At 64.4% G+C, this 16,228-nt stretch carries 19 protein-coding genes; 11 read left to right on the top strand and 8 right to left on the bottom strand.

Annotated elements, in window-relative coordinates; all coding sequences use genetic code 11:
- Positions 1 to 128: 128 nt before the first annotated feature.
- The 3 genes from IT549_RS04590 to IT549_RS04580 are packed head-to-tail and all read right to left on the bottom strand — an operon-like array spanning position 129 to position 2,043.
- Positions 129 to 635, bottom strand: coding sequence for a DUF1697 domain-containing protein (locus IT549_RS04590; protein ID WP_292970281.1), 507 nt, complete (start codon positions 633 to 635; stop codon positions 129 to 131).
- On the bottom strand, positions 632 to 1,756 hold the full coding sequence (locus tag IT549_RS04585) for a hypothetical protein (RefSeq protein ID WP_292970279.1): 1,125 nt from the start codon (positions 1,754 to 1,756) through the stop codon (positions 632 to 634). Before IT549_RS04585 ends, IT549_RS04590 begins: the two co-directional genes overlap by 4 nt.
- Positions 1,753 to 2,043: a 4a-hydroxytetrahydrobiopterin dehydratase gene (locus IT549_RS04580; protein WP_292970277.1), complete on the bottom strand. Its 291-nt coding sequence runs from the start codon at positions 2,041 to 2,043 to the stop codon at positions 1,753 to 1,755. The genes IT549_RS04585 and IT549_RS04580 overlap by 4 nt, the downstream gene beginning before the upstream one ends.
- Before the next feature lie 47 nt (positions 2,044 to 2,090).
- Here IT549_RS04580 and ccmA point away from each other — a divergent pair, with 47 nt between their 5' ends.
- Both ccmA and IT549_RS04570 read left to right on the top strand, forming a co-directional pair.
- Positions 2,091 to 2,669, top strand: coding sequence for a heme ABC exporter ATP-binding protein CcmA (ccmA, locus tag IT549_RS04575; RefSeq protein WP_292970275.1), 579 nt, complete (start codon positions 2,091 to 2,093; stop codon positions 2,667 to 2,669).
- Positions 2,666 to 3,325: a heme exporter protein CcmB gene (locus tag IT549_RS04570; protein ID WP_292970273.1), complete on the top strand. Its 660-nt coding sequence runs from the start codon at positions 2,666 to 2,668 to the stop codon at positions 3,323 to 3,325. Before ccmA ends, IT549_RS04570 begins: the two co-directional genes overlap by 4 nt.
- Before the next feature lie 190 nt (positions 3,326 to 3,515).
- Here the strand turns inward: IT549_RS04570 and map are convergent, their stop codons facing one another.
- Positions 3,516 to 4,340, bottom strand: a complete 825-nt coding sequence (gene map / locus IT549_RS04565) for a type I methionyl aminopeptidase (RefSeq protein ID WP_292970271.1) — start codon at positions 4,338 to 4,340, stop codon at positions 3,516 to 3,518.
- Between the two features lie 265 nt (positions 4,341 to 4,605).
- On the opposite strand from map, the gene IT549_RS04560 reads away from it, so the two are divergent.
- The 3 genes from IT549_RS04560 (at position 4,606) to argC (ending at position 7,350) form a co-directional block, all read left to right on the top strand.
- Positions 4,606 to 5,988, top strand: coding sequence for a leucyl aminopeptidase family protein (locus IT549_RS04560; protein WP_292970269.1), 1,383 nt, complete (start codon positions 4,606 to 4,608; stop codon positions 5,986 to 5,988).
- 61 nt (positions 5,989 to 6,049) lie between these two features.
- Positions 6,050 to 6,391, top strand: coding sequence for an SH3 domain-containing protein (locus tag IT549_RS04555; protein ID WP_292970268.1), 342 nt, complete (start codon positions 6,050 to 6,052; stop codon positions 6,389 to 6,391).
- A 41-nt stretch (positions 6,392 to 6,432) separates the two neighbouring features.
- Entirely contained in the window at positions 6,433 to 7,350 is a 918-nt protein-coding gene (gene argC / locus IT549_RS04550; protein WP_292970266.1) for an N-acetyl-gamma-glutamyl-phosphate reductase, read from the top strand.
- A 21-nt stretch (positions 7,351 to 7,371) separates the two neighbouring features.
- Here argC and IT549_RS04545 read toward each other — a convergent pair whose 3' ends face one another.
- Positions 7,372 to 7,869 (bottom strand): cupin domain-containing protein, encoded by a 498-nt coding sequence (locus IT549_RS04545; protein WP_292970264.1) that lies wholly within the window; start codon positions 7,867 to 7,869, stop codon positions 7,372 to 7,374.
- Positions 7,870 to 7,930: 61 nt separating this feature from the next.
- Entirely contained in the window at positions 7,931 to 8,683 is a 753-nt protein-coding gene (locus IT549_RS04540; protein ID WP_292970262.1) for an iron-containing redox enzyme family protein, read from the bottom strand.
- A gap of 389 nt (positions 8,684 to 9,072) precedes the next feature.
- Here IT549_RS04540 and IT549_RS04535 point away from each other — a divergent pair, with 389 nt between their 5' ends.
- From IT549_RS04535 to IT549_RS04525, 3 genes are all read left to right on the top strand, one after another.
- Positions 9,073 to 9,411 (top strand): P-II family nitrogen regulator, encoded by a 339-nt coding sequence (locus IT549_RS04535; RefSeq protein WP_292970260.1) that lies wholly within the window; start codon positions 9,073 to 9,075, stop codon positions 9,409 to 9,411.
- Positions 9,412 to 9,578: 167 nt separating this feature from the next.
- The gene (gene glnA, locus IT549_RS04530) at positions 9,579 to 10,988 is read left to right on the top strand and encodes a type I glutamate--ammonia ligase (RefSeq protein ID WP_292970258.1); all 1,410 of its coding nucleotides are present in this window, start codon (positions 9,579 to 9,581) and stop codon (positions 10,986 to 10,988) included.
- Between the two features lie 427 nt (positions 10,989 to 11,415).
- Positions 11,416 to 11,790, top strand: coding sequence for a hypothetical protein (locus tag IT549_RS04525; RefSeq protein WP_292970256.1), 375 nt, complete (start codon positions 11,416 to 11,418; stop codon positions 11,788 to 11,790).
- Between the two features lie 74 nt (positions 11,791 to 11,864).
- Here the strand turns inward: IT549_RS04525 and IT549_RS04520 are convergent, their stop codons facing one another.
- A complete protein-coding gene (locus IT549_RS04520) occupies positions 11,865 to 12,515 on the bottom strand; it encodes a hypothetical protein (protein WP_292970254.1) in 651 nt (216 codons plus the stop codon).
- On the bottom strand, positions 12,512 to 12,718 hold the full coding sequence (locus IT549_RS04515) for a helix-turn-helix transcriptional regulator (RefSeq protein ID WP_292970252.1): 207 nt from the start codon (positions 12,716 to 12,718) through the stop codon (positions 12,512 to 12,514). Before IT549_RS04515 ends, IT549_RS04520 begins: the two co-directional genes overlap by 4 nt.
- A gap of 174 nt (positions 12,719 to 12,892) precedes the next feature.
- Between IT549_RS04515 and IT549_RS04510 the strand changes: the two genes are divergently transcribed.
- From IT549_RS04510 to IT549_RS04500, 3 genes are all read left to right on the top strand, one after another.
- On the top strand, positions 12,893 to 13,474 hold the full coding sequence (locus IT549_RS04510) for a lysozyme (RefSeq protein ID WP_292970250.1): 582 nt from the start codon (positions 12,893 to 12,895) through the stop codon (positions 13,472 to 13,474).
- Between the two features lie 77 nt (positions 13,475 to 13,551).
- Positions 13,552 to 14,976, top strand: a complete 1,425-nt coding sequence (locus tag IT549_RS04505) for an aldehyde dehydrogenase family protein (RefSeq protein WP_292970248.1) — start codon at positions 13,552 to 13,554, stop codon at positions 14,974 to 14,976.
- A 62-nt stretch (positions 14,977 to 15,038) separates the two neighbouring features.
- A complete protein-coding gene (locus IT549_RS04500; RefSeq protein WP_292970246.1) occupies positions 15,039 to 16,190 on the top strand; it encodes a helix-turn-helix domain-containing protein in 1,152 nt (383 codons plus the stop codon).
- Positions 16,191 to 16,228: the final 38 nt, after the last annotated feature.

The following is a 16,228-nucleotide window of genomic DNA, read 5'->3' as shown; positions in this document are numbered from 1 at the left end:
TGGGGAGGTGGCAGCGGCGTCTAGCCGCTGACGGAGGGGTATCGACGCTGGCGTTCAAAACCCCTCCGTCTCGGCCTTGCGGCCGATCCACCTCCCCATTTGTCGCATTCGCAAAAAATGGGGAGGGTCTAGGAAATCTGTCCCGCCAGCTCCGCCAGCTTGGCCACCGTGTTCATGTTGCGCGCGGTGCCGTGCTTGGTAGCCGGAACCACCAGCTTTGAAGTGCCCACCCCGTCTGCATAGTCGATAAAGATCTCGCGCTGACCCAGCGCCAGCACTTCCGCGGCCTGGTGGCGCACCCCCTCCAGCGAGGGTTCGCGATCGGTGAACAGCACCAGCACCCGGTTTCCGGGACTATCCGGCCAGGGATTGCGCGCCGCCACATCGGCCAGTTCCTTTGCCCCGCGCACCAGCACGCCAATCGGCTTGCCCCATTCGGCTTCGATCGCCTGTTCCAGCAGCGCGCGCAGTTCGTCCTCGCCCTTGTCGCTGGCAAAGATCAGATTGCCGCTGGCGATGTAGGTCTGCGCGTGCGCCAGCCCCAGCCGCTCGGCCAGCGCCTTCAGTTCGGCCATCGGGACCTTGTTGTGCGGCCCCAGGTTGACCGCGCGAAGCAGCGCGACCCAGCCGGTCATCGGCGCGCCTTGCCCAGTCCCAGCCGGGCAATCGCCGCCTTGCCTTCAACACTCAGATGAGGGGCCAGTTCGGAATAGGGGACCAGCAGATCATCGGAGCAGGCCTGCATCACATGCGGCAATTCCGGAGTGAAAATCAGGCCCTTTGCCGATACCCCCACCGACCAGGTGGCCTGTTCCGCCAACGAGGTACGGCATTCGTCGCCATCTTCCTTCTGATCCTGGCGATAGCGCCGCATGATGGCGCGAAGCAGCGCCGGGCCCGGGTTCAGAGACGCGCCATCGGTGCTGGGATAGTTCTGCTTGCGCACCGCCTGGCGGGCAAACCAGCGATCGATCACGATCGGCAAACCGGTCTGGCGATCGAAGTTCATCCAGGAATAGCCCCAATAGGGATGGGCTCCGCCGCAATAGCCGGATGAACGATCAAGCGCGCGCACGAACATCGGGCCGATTTCAGCCGCTTCATAGATCTGCGTGTATTCGCCATCGGTTCCGCCCATCATCAGGCTTCCCTGAAAGCACTCGCGATATCCGATCACGGCCGGGGCAGTTGGCGCCAGTTCAAACCTGGCATTGATCTTGCGGTCGCCCGGGCGTTCAACGGGAAGCGCAAAGCTGGCGATTTCAACGCCGCTGAACCAGTCCGGCGGTCGGTAGCTGATGATGGTGTGCGGCGCGGCCGTGCGGTTTGCGGGCCGACGGGTGACCGTGACCGGCCCGTCGCGCGGCGCCATGAACGCCTCACTGGCACAGCCCTGGTTCTCATCCTTGCCATCGGGAAGCTGGTCCAGCGAGATCGGCAGGCGCTTGCCGCCATCGCTCCATTCGCCAACCAGCTGCGCGCCATTGCGCCCGATCTGCCAGGTGCCGGTTACCTTCCCGTCTCCGCCAGGCTGCTCATTCCACTGGCCGTTATCGTCCCTGGTCAAGCGGATCGGCCGTTTGGAGCTGAGGTAGTAATACGAACCGGTTGTCCACGACCCTTCCTGGAAACAGGCCACCACGGGCAGCTTGCCAATGGTTCCGCGCCATACGCCGCTGCCGATCAAGGCCACGTTTTCCGCATGTGCGGGGCCGGCCAGCAAGGCTGCGCTGGCGATTGCTGCAACCCACCTCACAGCATGCCCCCGATCGCCCGCGCCATCGCCGCATCGCGTGCCGACAGGCCATCGGCATCGTGCGTGGTCAGGGTCATTTCGACCCGGTTGTAGACGTTGAACCATTCGGGATGGTGATCGTGCTTGTCGGCATAGAGCGCGACGCGGGTCATGAAGCCGAAGGCCGCATTGAAATCGCCGAACCGGAAACTGCGGACAATCGCCTTGCCATCCTCGCGCAGGGTCCAGCCCGGGCATTCGGCCAGCAGGGCTGTTACTTCGGCATCGGTCAGGCGGGGGATCGTCATGGCTCACTCCTTGGCAGCGCGCCCGCTTTCCCCTATCCGGCTGGCCCATGCAAGAGTGCCGCATCGCCGCAAGAGACCTGGCCTGCCGCCGCGGCGACCGGTTGCTGTTTGCCGGGCTGTCGTTTGCCCTGCAGGCGGGGCAGGCGCTGCAGCTGGTCGGATCGAACGGGATCGGCAAGTCGAGCCTGATCCGGATCCTGGCCGGGCTGATGCCGGCCTATGCCGGAACCGTGGAAGTGGTGGGCGCGCTGGGGCTGGTCGATGAACGCCCCGCGCTTGATCCGCATCTGCCGCTGGGTCAGGCGCTGGCCTTCTGGCAGCGGCTGGATGGCCCGCACGATAACCGCGCGGCCGATCTGGGCCTGGCCGAACTGATGGATGTACCGGTACGCTATTTGTCCACGGGCCAGAAGAAGCGCGCGGCACTGGCTCGGCTGATCGGGCAGGCCGCACCGGTCTGGCTGCTCGACGAACCGCTCAACGGGCTCGACACGCGCGGCGCGGCGCTGGTGATGGACATGGTCGCCGGGCACTGCCGCGAAGGCGGGATCGCGGTGATCGCATCGCACCAGCCGTTCGACGTGGCAGACAAGCAGCAGATCGAGCTGAAGGACTTCGTGCGATGAACGGTCAGTTCCTTGCCCTCCTCCGCCGCGATCTGGCGCAGCTGTTCCTGGGCGGACGACGCGGCGGGGCCTTGCTGCCGGTGCTGTTCTTCCTGGCGGTGGCGATGCTCTATCCCTTTGCGGTCGGCCCCGATGCGCCTTTGCTGGGCAAGACCGGCGGGGGCATGATCTGGGTCGCGGCGCTGCTGGCAGCGATCCTGCCGCTTGACCGATTGATCGAGCCCGATCTGGAACTGGGCCTGTTTGACCAGTGGGCCTTGCGCGGGATCAGCGAGGAATGGCTGGTGAGCGTGCGGGTGCTGGCCCACTGGCTCAGCTTCGGCCCGCCGCTGATGCTGGCCGCCCTGCCCGCCTCGGCGCTGGTGGGCATTGATGGCGAGAAGCTGCGGCTGGTCGAGATCGGCCTGCTGGCCGGGACCCCGGGCCTCGCCGCGCTGGGCGTGATGGTCGCCGCGATCACCGCCGGCCTGCGCGGCGGCGCGGCGCTGGGCGGCCTGCTGGTGATCCCGCTGGCGGTACCGCTGCTGGTGTTCGGCGCGGGCAGTCTGGCCACCGGCGGCGAAAGCGGCCTGGCGCTGTGCGGCGCGTTCAGCCTGGTCCTGCTGGCGATCACACCGTTTGCGGCGGGGGCGGCGATCCGGGCTGGAAGAAGCTAAGGGGGTTTCACGCAGAGGCCGCAGAGAAGAGAGAAGAAAGAGAGACGCAGAGATGTTGATATGAGCCGCAGGCTCATACGACTCTTTCATCGTTGCGACTGACGGAACCTAGACAGAGAGAGCGGCTTCGCCGCAAGTGCGACGCCTCTGCGCCTCTTCTTTCTTCTCTGCGATCTCCGCGTGAAACCAATCAATAAGGCGGCTTGTCCAACCCCTTCGGGCTCGCCGTAAAGATCTCGCAGCCGTCGTCGGTGATCCCGATCGAGTGTTCGAACTGCGCCGACAAGGACCGGTCGCGGGTCACCGCCGTCCAGCCGTCTTCGAGAAGTTTCACCCCCGGCTTGCCCAGGTTGATCATCGGTTCGATCGTGAAGAACATGCCGGGGCGCAGTTCCGGCCCGGTGCCCGCCCGCGCGGCGTGGACCACTTCGGGAGCATCGTGGAACAACCGGCCCAGGCCATGCCCGCAAAATTCGCGGACCACGCCGTAGCGGTGCCCTTCGGCATATTTCTGGATCGCCGCGCCGATATCGCCCAGGTGCTTGCCGGGTTTGGCCTGTTCGATCCCCAGCATCAGGCATTCATAGGTCACATCGACCAGCCGCCGTGCTTTCAAAGGCACATCGCCGACCAGGTACATCCGGCTGCTGTCCCCGTGCCAGCCATCGAGCAGCGGGGTGACGTCGATGTTGACGATGTCCCCGTCCTTCAGCGTTTTGTCCGACGGGATCCCGTGGCAGACCACGTGGTTGATCGAAATACAGCACGAATGGGCATAGCCGCGATAGCCCATGGTGGCGGGCACCGCGCCGTTATCCAGCGTGAACTGGCGCACGAAATCGTCGAGCGCGGCGGTGGTCACCCCCGGCTGGACCAGCGGCACCAGCGCGTCGAGCGTTTCGGCGGCCAGCCGCCCGGCCTTGCGCATCGCTTCGAAGGCAGCAGGGCCGTGCAGCTTGATCGTGCCGTCACGCAGCTGGGTCTCATTATCGGCGACAGTTTGGTACTGAGTCATGCCGGGCACATAGGGCAAGCGAGCGGAAATTTCTACTGCGCTCACTTCCCGCTTGATGGGGGAAGGATGTGGAGACTTGGCAACTTGTTGCCTAGTCGCAGCTGGATGGGGGTGATCTCGCCGCCAAGCGCTGCATCTGGCGGCAAGATCACCCCTACCCAACCTGCGCTAGTCGCCAAAGCGACAAGCTCCGGTATCCCTCCCCCATCGAGGGGGAGGAAATTGGAACTGCAATCATTCCGATTTTCTGCTTTAGGCTGACAGCATGAGTGACAAGAACGCCCTGATCCAGCCCGACCGCGACCAAGCCGCGGTTCCGATCCACCTGGTCGACAAGGCCGGATTCGATGACTTCGTGAAGGGCCTTTCCGCCCCCCAGCGCGCCACACTGGCCGCGCAGAAGTTCACCGGCGATGGCTATTCCTATGCGATCGTCCCCGATGGTGATGGCTGGTTCGTGGTGTCGGGCGTGGCCAACACCGAAAGCCTGTCGAGCTGGTGCATGGCCAAGCTGGCCGAAGTGCTGCCGGCCGGCACCTATCGCCGCACCGGGGGTGAACCGGGGTCGGCGCTTTATGGCTGGGTCACCGGGCAGTACCGCTTTGACCGCTATCTGGCCAAGGGCGACGACGAAGGCCCGCGCGTGCTGCTGACCAAGGATGTCGCCGCGATTGCGCCGGTGCTGGCCGAGGCCGAGGCGACCGCGCTGGTCCGCGATCTGGTCAACACCCCGGCCGAAGACATGGGCCCTGCCCAGCTTGAGCATGAGGCGCAGCTGCTCGCCAAGGCGCATGGCGCGGACTTCAAGGTCACCCATGGCGACGCGCTGGAGCGCGGCTTTCCGATGGTCCACGGGGTTGGCCGGGCGGCGGCGCGCAGCCATGCCCCGCGCCTGATCGAGCTGACCTGGGGCGATCCCAAGCATCCCAAGGTGGCGCTGATCGGCAAGGGGGTGTGTTTCGATTCGGGCGGGCTCGATATCAAGCCGTCCTCGGGCATGCTGCTGATGAAGAAGGACATGGGCGGCGCTGCGCATGCCCTGGCGCTGGCCGCACTGGTGATGGGGCAGCGGCTGAAAGTGCGGCTGCACCTGGTGATCCCGGCGGTCGAGAACGTGATTTCGGGCAATGCCTTCCGCCCCGGCGACGTGCTGCGCAGCCGCGCGGGCCTGTCGGTCGAGATCGGCAACACCGATGCCGAAGGGCGGCTGGTGCTGGGCGATGCGCTGACCCGCGCGGGCGAGGAAGCGCCCGAACTGGTGATCGACTTTGCCACGCTGACCGGCGCAGCCCGGGTCGCGCTGGGGCCAGACCTGCCCGCGATGTTCGCCCGCCGCGATGACAGCGCCGACGAACTGCTCAAGGCCGGCGAGGCCGCCGACGATCGCTGCTGGCGCCTGCCGCTGTTCGATGGCTACCGCGAATACCTGAAAAGCGACCTGGCCGACCTCAACAATTCCAGCTCGAACGGCTTTGCCGGCGCATCGGTCGCGGCGCTGTTCCTTGACCGGTTCGTGCCCGAAGGGACCGACTGGATCCACTTCGATACCTTCGCCTGGCGCCCCGCTGCCAAGCCCGGACGCCCCAAGGGCGGCGATGCGCTGGGCCTGCGCGCGGCCTGGGGGCTGCTCAAGGGACGCTATGGATAACTTGCTAGATGGGCCGAGCGGCGCTAATCGCCCGCTCTTCCAGTTTGGGGAAAGCGCAACCTTGACCGTCAGTCCGATCCCGACCGGGCAGCTAGGCCTTACCGGACCAGCCGAAAAGCTGGATGCCGCGCATTGGCCGGTGCGCGGCGATCTGGCGCATATCCGCCTGGCCGGGCGCTGCTTTGTGCCGCACTATGCCGTGCCGATGGAGCGCAGCGTGGTGCCTTGCGGGGCCAAGCTGTTCGCGCAGAACAGCAAGGATGCCGAAGTCCGCGAAGTGCTGGGCGGCGGCGCGCTGTTCAACGTGCTTGACGTAGCCGGCGGCTGGGCCTGGGGCCAGGTCGGCGACGATGGCTTTGTCGGCTACCTGCCGGTCGAGGCGCTGCAGGAACGACGAAGCTAGGCAAAGCCCTTTCCGTTCGTTTCTGATTCAGGCCAATCATCATGACCCACACAGTCTTCATCGACGGCGCCGCCGGAACCACCGGCCTTGAAATCGTCGAACGTCTCGCCGCGCGCAGCGAGTTTGAGCTGCTGGTGCTGGACGAAAGCCAGCGCAAGAGCGCCGAGGCCCGCCGCGAGGCTTTCCATTCCGCCGATTTCGCCGTGCTGTGCCTGCCGGACGATGCCGCCAAGGAAGCCGTCGCGCTGGCCGAAGGCAGCAAGGTGCGGATCATCGATGCGTCCAGCGCGCACCGCGTGGCGCCGGGCTGGACCTATGGCTTTCCCGAACTGATCGGGCGCGATGCGATCGCTGCGGCCAACCGGGTTTCAAACCCGGGCTGCTACCCCACCGGCTTTCTTGCGCTGACCGCCCCGCTGGTCCGCGCCGGACTGCTGCCGGCCGACTGGCCCTACACCTGCCACGCGGTCTCGGGCTATTCGGGCGGCGGCAAGGCGCTGATCGAGCGGTTCGAGCATGACACCGACATCGCCTATCGCGATTATGGCCTGGCCATGGGGCACAAGCACGTGGCCGAAATGCAGCGCTATGCCGGCCTGACCCATCCGCCGCTGTTCGCCCCGGCCGTGGTGCCGGCGCACCGCGGCATGGTGGTTGAAGTACCGCTGCACCTGGGCCTGATCGCGAATGCGCCCGGTGTTGCGGCGCTGCGCGAATGCCCGGCGCAATTCTTTGCCGGTTCGGCGCTGGTGCGGGTCCATGCCGACCAGCCCGACGAACTGCTGCTGCGCCGCGCGATGGCGCCGTCTGACCGTCTTGACCTCTACGTCTTCGGCACCGACGAGCAGGCCCGGCTGGTGGCCATGCTCGACAACCTGGGCAAAGGCGCCAGCGGCGCTGCGGTGCAGAGCCTGAACCTGATGGCCGGGCTGGAAGAAACGGCGGGGCTTGAACTCTAAGGCCAAGCCTCGCTGCCAGCGTCAGGCCTGTTCTTTGACGTCATCTCCGCGGACTGCCAGGCGGGTCCGCTTGTCATAGTCACCAAGCACTGCCTTGGTCAGACCGAAATCGGTAATTGCCAGGATCACCAGCTCTTCGCTCTGGGACAGATTGCGCGATTGATGGAACGCCCAGCGCGGCACGAATGCCACCCCGCCCGGCTCCAGCGTCAGCCTGTCGTCACCGATCCGGACTTCGGCCGAGCCCTTGATCACATAGAACAGCGATTCATGGGCGTGGCGATGCAGTTCATTGTTGGCCCCCGGCGCGATCCGCACGACGCGCGGATCGAAGACCTGAATTCCTGAGAAGGCAAGCACGTCGACCGAAAAATCGATCCCCAGCCGCTCGTTGCGGTTGCGGTAGATTTCCCGGTTTCCTTCAGTGATGTCGACATGAAAGCCGCTGGGTTCATGCCCCACATTAAGCGGTTCACGCGCTTCGATATTGTCGATGATCTGGGCGAGGTCATTGGTCATGGCTGGTTCCGAAAATTGTGAGGGGAGCGCTGCCCGGCCCAGTCGGCTGGCAGCGCAGATTTCAGGCGGCTTCTGAATGCATGGCGTGCGAACAGGCCCGCTCGTACAGCCAGTCCCAATAGGAGGAGCGCAGCGACAAGGCCTTGATCATGCCCTTGCGGAGTTCGCCCTTGCCCGCAGGTTGTGCAGCGAAGCTGAGCGAAATCTCCTCAAGCGCTTCCTGGTGATGGTCATCAACCGCCGTATGAAGCGGGAAGAACACCCAATCCCTGGGCTGGATCGTGGAATCTGTCAGGGCCTGCACGAACGGGATGTAGATCGTGCTGACGATGTTTTCGGTCCCCAGCCCCAGTGCACCCAGTGCCTCGGCGGGCGAACCGTGCGTCAGGGTGGTGATGAAGGATTCGCGCCAGCAGACGAGTTCGATCGCATCGCTTGCGGCCTCGTAAGGCGTTGTGACGCCCGCGGCTTCGCGAAACCGCTTGAACAGCTGCGGATGCGGCACACCCTCGATCCATTCGCGCTCGATGCCGATTGCAGCCAGTTCGGCAAGTTCGGCTTCATCGTAAAAGCCCGATTCCTCGGTCAGGTTCTGTAGCAGGCTGGTGCGATGCGCGGGTGTTTCGAGCCTGGAGATTACTGCTGTCAGGTACCGCGGAAAGTTGATCGAATAGCCATAATAATTTTCGGCGAAGTCGCGAATGACCCAATCCATTCGGTCAAAGGCCCGGTTACCGATCGCTTCGAGATAGGGGTGCTTCACGGCACGGTGGTTGAGAGCTTCCTCGACAAGATCGTCAATTGAAACAGACACGTTTCCTCCAGGGATGAGTTGGCCTTCCCGCAGCGATCGAATTGCTGCAGGCAGAATGAGTGCGACTTATCCGACCGATTGCGGCGAAGGGAGCTTGGGCAGCGCACCAGTACATCGCCTCCCGCACTGGCCCTGCCCGTTTTTTAGGCAGCGCTTGCTGAAAAATCAGGCAAGCCCACCCCCGGCTTGACGCACGATTGTTGTGCATGGTCGCTATCAGCGATTCGAATTGTTGCGAATCCGCCCTTTTCGCACCTGCACAATCGGGTTAGAGCCCGATTCAGGCCACTGGCACGATTCTTGTTATGACAAGATCAGCATGTGGCAATGAAACCTCCGGACGCCCGGTGATCGGGTACGATCCGGCTTGCTGCGCAGGGGAATTTGACGTGAAAAAGATCGAAGCGATCATCAAGCCGTTCAAGCTGGACGAAGTGAAGGAAGCGCTGCACGAGGTCGGCGTTTCGGGCATTACCGTGACCGAGGCCAAGGGCTTTGGCCGGCAGAAGGGCCATACCGAGCTCTATCGCGGCGCCGAATATGTCGTGGACTTCCTGCCCAAGGTGAAGCTCGAAGTGGTCGTGCCGGATGACCTGGCCGAACGCACTGTCGAAGCGATTGCCGCCGCTGCCCAGACCGGCCGGATCGGCGATGGCAAGATCTTCGTGATCCCGGTCGAAAGCGCGCTGCGCATCCGCACCGGCGAGCGTGACAACGACGCAATCTAGGACGCGCAAAGCTCCGAATTCTCCCCTCCCGCTGGCGGGAGGGGCCGGGGGAGGGTCTGTTCCCGATCCCAACCGCAACAAGCCCTCCCCTACCCCCTCCCGCGGGGCGGGAGGGGAAACCAAGGGCCCCTTCCGCTGCGCGGCGGGGAAAATGCAAAGGACGAGACATGGCCAAGGCTAAGGACATCATCAAGCGGATCAAGGACGAGGAAATCGAGTGGGTTGACCTGCGCTTCACCGACCCCAAGGGCAAGTGGCAGCACCTGACCATGGTTGCCTCGGTGATGGGCGAGGACGAGCTGGAAGACGGCCTTATGTTTGACGGTTCGTCGATCGAAGGCTGGAAGGCGATCAACGAAAGCGACATGATCCTGAAGCCCGACCTGGATTCGGTCTATATCGATCCGTTCAGCGCCACCCCGATGATGATCATCTGCTGCGACATCGTCGAGCCTTCGACCGGTGACCTCTATGGCCGCGATCCGCGTTCGACCGCCAAGCGCGCCGAAGCCTTCGTCAAGTCGGGCGGGTTCGGTGACGCCGTCTATGTCGGCCCCGAAGCCGAATTCTTCCTGTTTGACGACGTGCGTTTCTATGACGGCTATGACGGCAACGGCTTCAAGATCGACGACATCGAACTGCCGACCAATTCGAACACCAAGTACGAAGCCGGCAACCTGGCCCACCGCCCGCGCGCCAAGGGCGGCTACTTCCCGGTCGCACCGGTTGACAGCTGCGTCGATATCCGCGGCGAAATGGTTTCGACCATGATCGAAATGGGCCTGCCCTGTGACAAGCATCACCACGAAGTGGCTTCGGCCCAGCACGAATTGGGCCTGACCTTCGGCACCCTGGTCCAGACCGCCGACCGCATGCAGGTTTACAAGTATGTCGTGCAGCAGGTCGCCCAGGCCTATGGCAAGACCGCGACCTTCATGCCCAAGCCGATCAAGAGCGACAACGGCAGCGGCATGCACACCCACATCTCGATCTGGGATGGCGGCAAGCCGCTGTTCGCCGGGAACGGCTATGCCGGCCTCAGCGATATGTGCCTCTACTTCATCGGCGGCGTGATCAAGCATGCCAAGGCGCTCAACGCCTTCACCAACCCGACCACCAACAGCTACAAGCGGCTGGTGCCGGGCTTCGAAGCGCCGGTGCTGCTGGCCTATTCGGCTCGCAACCGTTCGGCCTCGTGCCGCATCCCCTATGGCGCGGGTGACAAGGCCAAGCGCGTTGAATTCCGCTTCCCCGATGCGATGGCCAACCCCTACCTGTGCTATTCGGCGCTGCTGATGGCCGGGCTCGACGGGATCAAGAACAAGATCCACCCGGGCGAGGCGATGGACAAGAACCTCTATGATCTGCCCCCGGCCGAACTGGCCCAGGTGCCGACCGTTTGCGGTTCGCTGCGCGAAGCGCTGGAATGCCTTGAAGCCGATCACGACTTCCTGCTGCAGGGCGGCGTGTTCACCAAGGATCAGATCGACAGCTACATCGAACTCAAGTGGCCCGAAGTGATGCGCTGGGAAACCACGCCCTCGCCGGTTGAATTCGACATGTATTACAGCCTCTGATAGCTGGCAGTCATCACCGAGAAGGGCGTCCGAAGCGATTCGGGCGCCCTTTTTCGTTGTCCGGAAGTCACGCAATTCTGCCGCGAGCTGTGGTTAACGGCTGATTTTCGTTGCTCTGAGCGCTGCAAAACTACGCAAAGATTTCGCCGACCCGCACAGCGGCTACCCGCATACGTATTCATACGTTGAAAGCGTTTCCATTGAATCGCTGTTCAACATAGGGGCGCCGCGGTTTTTGCGGAGGACGACCGGCAGTATCCATCAAGGGTGCGTCGGCGTGGATGGACCTGGCTGGTCAAACAGCAGTGCGGGTCCACTTTGGTCCGCACAGGGAACATTCCTCGTCCTTCGGGTCGCACCAGGGCCAGCCTTCAGGCTGGCCCTGGCATGCGGCGCGCGAAGGCAGGCAAGGACTTATTGGACTGCGATGCACAGGCCCTTCGTAAATGAAGGGATCGAAAACCTCGATCCCGAAGCCATCCTCCACCTTGACCGCGCGATGCGGCGCGCGCGCGAACGCGTGCTGGGCGCGGGCGCGCTCAGCGACCCGATGTGGGCGGTGATGGTTGAACTCGCCAACGGCATTGACGGCCTGTCGTTCGAAGCGCTCGAAGCCGGCCCGCTCAAGCACCTCGGTCGGACCATGCTGCTGGGCTGCCTGTCCAACCTTCAGGAGGCCGAACTGGTCGACGGGCAGAAGCAGGCCCAGGGACCGCTGCTGTCGCACATCCGGATCACGCCGCTTGGCCGGCAGAAGATCGAACTGATCCTCAACGAAGCGCTGACGATCCTGCGGCGCTGAACGGAAAGGCGCCCGGATTGCTCCGGACGCCTTTTTCCACCGGTATACTGAACGGAAAAGGGGCTAGCTCCCGTTCAGCCGGCGTCGAGCATTCCCTTGCGGCCCAGGGCGATGATACTGCCCAGGATCAGCAGGGCAGGCAGCGCGGCGATGACCAGCAGCGGATCCAGTGCCGCGATCCAGCCAAGGTGGACCAGGGCGCCCCACAGGATCAGCATGGGCGCAAGGATAGCCAGCGCGATCGCGGACGCTTCCAGCGTCACCTGGCTCCACATTTCGTCATAGTGGCGCCGGGTAATGCCGACCCAGGCCACAACGCCAGTCATCACCAGTGCAAATGCCAGAACCCCCAGCGCGGTATCTGCAGCAACCGGCCCGTCTGGACCCGCAAATGGCAGCAAGGTCATCGCCAGGCCTAGCATAACGCAGGTCGCCGCGCTGCCATTCAGCATGGCGCTGCGTTCGCGCAGGTCCTCTTCATCCGCGACGTTGAGGATCAGCGTACCCAGTTTGGGCCACAGCACGCCCACCCAGACGAACAGCCCGCAGAGCAGATAGAACAGACCGGTCGCCGCCAGAACCACGCCGCCCGGGGTCAGCACTGCCCCCCCGACCGGCATGTCGAAATACATCACCAGATGCGCCAATCCCGGGCCCAACAGCGCACCCATCAAGCCGCCGGCCAGCAGGCGCAGGGCATTCTTGCCGGAACGTGTCATGGTCATGCTTCAGGCTCCCATCGATCGATGAACAGGTCTTGCACCGGCACGCCGAACAGCTTCGACATGCGCAGCGCCAGCGGCAGGCTGGGATCGTATTTGTCGGTCTCGACCGCGTTGATGGTCTGGCGCGAAACGCCCAGCCGCCGGGCCAGTTCGCCCTGGCTCCAGCCCCGCGCTTCGCGCATGTCCCGCAACCGGTTCTCCACCTCGACCGCCTCCTTGCTGTCAAGAGCTCTTTACAGGCAGCGAGGTTCATCTGTCAAGAGTTTTTGACAGGCTGAAGCGCACGAAAATGCGCCGATTTTCGCAAAATCATTTTCCTACAGACCCGTTTGGTGCCTAATTTTCCGGCCTCTTCTGCGAATCGCGAGGCCGGCACCATGGAATTCTCACTCGACTTTTTTGACGCATTGCGCCGGATGAAGGCGCGCAAGCCGGATCCGGTTCCGGCCAGTCCCGCCCCCGCCAGTTTAACCGAGCCGCCTCCGGCCGAACCCGCCAAGGACACGATCTCGCCAGCAGGAATCGCGCTGATCAAACGCTTCGAAGGCTGCGCGCGCCAGCGGGCCGATGGCCGGTTCGAAGCCTATCCCGATCCCGGCACCGGCGCTGCCCCCTGGACGATCGGCTGGGGCGCAACCGGCAAGGGGATCGGGCCGGGGACGGTGTGGAGCCAGGACCAGTGCGACGCCCGGCTGGAAGCCGACCTGGCCCGCTATGCCCGCGACGTGAGCCGCGCGCTGGGCCGGGCCCCGACCAGCCAGCACCAGTTCGACGCGCTGGTCAGCTTTCACTACAACACAGGCGCGATCGCCCGGGCCAGCCTGACCCGGTTGCACAAGGCCGGCGAATATGCCGCGGCGGCGGCCGAATTCGGCAAATGGGTCCATGCCGGGGGCAGGCGCATGACCGGTCTGGTCCGCCGCCGTGCGGCTGAGGCGAGCCTCTATCGCGGCGAGTGACAGATTGCATCTTGCAATCCATCCACTCGGCTCCGAAATATGGTGTGTTAATCGAGCCATTAATAGGAGATTCGAGGATGCGCGAGCGGCTGCAACATTACATCGACGGCAAGTGGGTGGACAGCGAGGGCGGCGCCCGCCGCGAAGTCATCAATCCTGCCACGGAAGAGGCCTGCGCGGTCATTTCGGTCGGCACCAAGGCGGACGTCGACAAGGCCGTCGCCGCCGCGCGCCGGGCCTTCAAGAGCTATAGCCAGACCACCCGTGAAGAGCGCCTGGCGCTGCTGGAGCGGATTGTGGAGGAATACAAGAAGCGCGCAGCCGACCTCGCCCAGTCGATGGCCGAGGAAATGGGCGCCCCGCTGTCTTTCGCGATCACCGCGCAGGTTGGCGCCGGGATCGGCGGCTTCATGAGCACGATTGCCGCGCTGAAGGACTTCAGCTTCATGGAAGACGGCCCGGGCTACAAGGTCGCCTATGAGCCGATCGGTGTGGTCGGCATGATCACCCCGTGGAACTGGCCGCTCAACCAGATTGCGCTCAAGGTTGCCCCGGCGCTGGCCGCCGGTGACACCATGGTGCTCAAGCCGTCGGAAGAATGCCCGACCAACGCGGCGATCTTTGCCGAGATCCTGGATGCGGCGGGCGTGCCGCCGGGCGTGTTCAACCTGGTGCAGGGCGATGGCCCGACCACCGGCAATGCGATTTCCAGCCACCCCGACGTCGAAATGGTCAGCTTCACCGGTTCGACCCGCGCCGGGATCGCGGTGGCAATCGCCGCCGCGCCGACCGTCAAGCGCGTCCACCAGGAACTGGGCGGAAAGAGCCCCAACCTGGTCCTGCCCGATGCCGACCTGGCCACCCAGCTGCCCGCCGTGGCGATGGGCCCGCTGGTCAACACCGGTCAGAGCTGCATCAGCCCCACCAAGGTGCTGGTCGCCAAGGACCGCGAGGCCGAAGTGGTGGCCTTCTACAAGAACATGTACTCGGCCACCCCGGTGGGTGATCCGATGGCCGAAGGCCAGCACCTGGGCCCGGTGGTCAACAAGGCGCAGTACGAAAAGGTCAAGGGTCTGATCCAGTCGGCAATCGACCAGGGCGCCAAGCTGGAAACCGGCGGCACCGACCTGCCCGCCAATGTCAATCGCGGCTATTTCATCCAGCCGACCGTGTTCTCGGGCGTGACGCCTGACATGACGATCGCGCAGGAAGAAATCTTTGGCCCGGTGGCGACGATCATGACCTACGACAGCCTGGATCAGGGCATCGAGCTGGCCAACGCCACCGAATACGGCCTTTCGGCTGCAATCACCGGCGATCCGGCCAAGGCTGCCGAAGTCGCCGGCCAGCTACGCGCTGGCATGGTCGCGATCAACAACTGGGGCCCCACCCCGGGCGCGCCGTTCGGCGGCTACAAGCAGAGCGGCAACGGCCGCGAGGGCGGCCTGGCCGGTCTCAAGGACTTCATGGAAATGAAGGCGATTTCGGGCCTGCCGGCCTGATCCAGCTTTCCTGAGGCGTAAACCAAGCCCCCTTCCCGCCCGCGCGGGAAGGGGGTTTGGTTTTGGGTGAAGCGCTTGTCGGCCAGGATCCGATCTGCAATCCTGCGACCATGCTGGATGGCTTGAGCTTTGGATGGCGAACCGCGGTGCTGACCGTTGCTCTGGTCCAGTTGCTGCTGTTGGCTCTGGCGTTGGCTCGCACGTTGGCCAACCGCACCGCCAATCGCACGCTCGCGTTGCTGTTGCTGGTCCTGGCGCTGCAGGTCACGCCGTGGCTGATCGGCTTTGCCGGCTTCTATGACAAATGGCCGTGGTTGAGTTTCGCTCCGTTCCAGATCGGCCTGGCGGTTGCGCCGCTGGCCTGGCTCTATGTCGTGGCGCTGACCGAGGGGCATTGGCCCGTGCATGGCTGGCGGCACTTGCTGCCCGCACTGGTGCAGTTCGGCTACCTTGGCGCCTGCTTCGCGCTGCCGCTTGCTACCAAGCTTGCCTGGGCCAATCGTTCCGCGACCGGCTATGGCCTGATCACCGGCCTGGCACTGCTGGTCCAGCTGGCGTGGTACGGCCGCGCGGCGGCGCGCCGGTTCACGGGCTATCGGCTGGCGCTGGGTCAGCATATTGCCGACGATCAGCGCTTTGCCGCGCGCTGGCTGTCGGTCGCGCTGGGCGTACTGACGCTGTTGTTTGCGATCTGGTCCGGGTACCTGCTGTGGGACCTGGTCGCGCCGCTGAGCTACAAGGGGCTGATGGGCCTCTACCTGGCGATCGCGGCCTGTGCGCTGTTCCTGGGGATCGAGGGGTGGCGGCATGCCGCAATGCCTTTCCCACGCCTGCCCAGCCTGACAACCGAACCCGCACCCGATCAGCGTGACTGGACCGAACAGGGCCAGGCCTGGGCCGCGCAGGTCCGCGCCGCCGGTTGGGCGCGCGATCCGGATCTGACGCTCGCCAGCCTGGCCCGCAGACTGGGAACCAACACCGGTTACCTCAGCCGGGCGATCAACCAGGGACTTGGGGTCAACTTCGCCAGTTTTGTGGCCGGACTGCGCGCCGAAGCGGTCGCCGAACGACTGCGGGCCAGCGACCCCGCCGACCTGCTTGAAATCGCTCTTGCGGAAGGTTTCGGTTCGAAGGCCAGTTTCAATCGCGCCTTCGTGGCGCGGTTCGGACAGAGCCCGTCGGCCTTCCGGCGCGAGGTATCAAAACCCGAATAGTTGCGCGATTGCCGGTTTTGAGGCGCATTTCAGACCGC

The sequence above is a fragment of the Novosphingobium sp. genome (assembly GCF_020852455.1).
GTDB lineage: Bacteria > Pseudomonadota > Alphaproteobacteria > Sphingomonadales > Sphingomonadaceae > Novosphingobium.
Note: the sequence above shows the minus strand (reverse complement) of the source record. Positions and strands in the feature narration are given on the sequence as shown.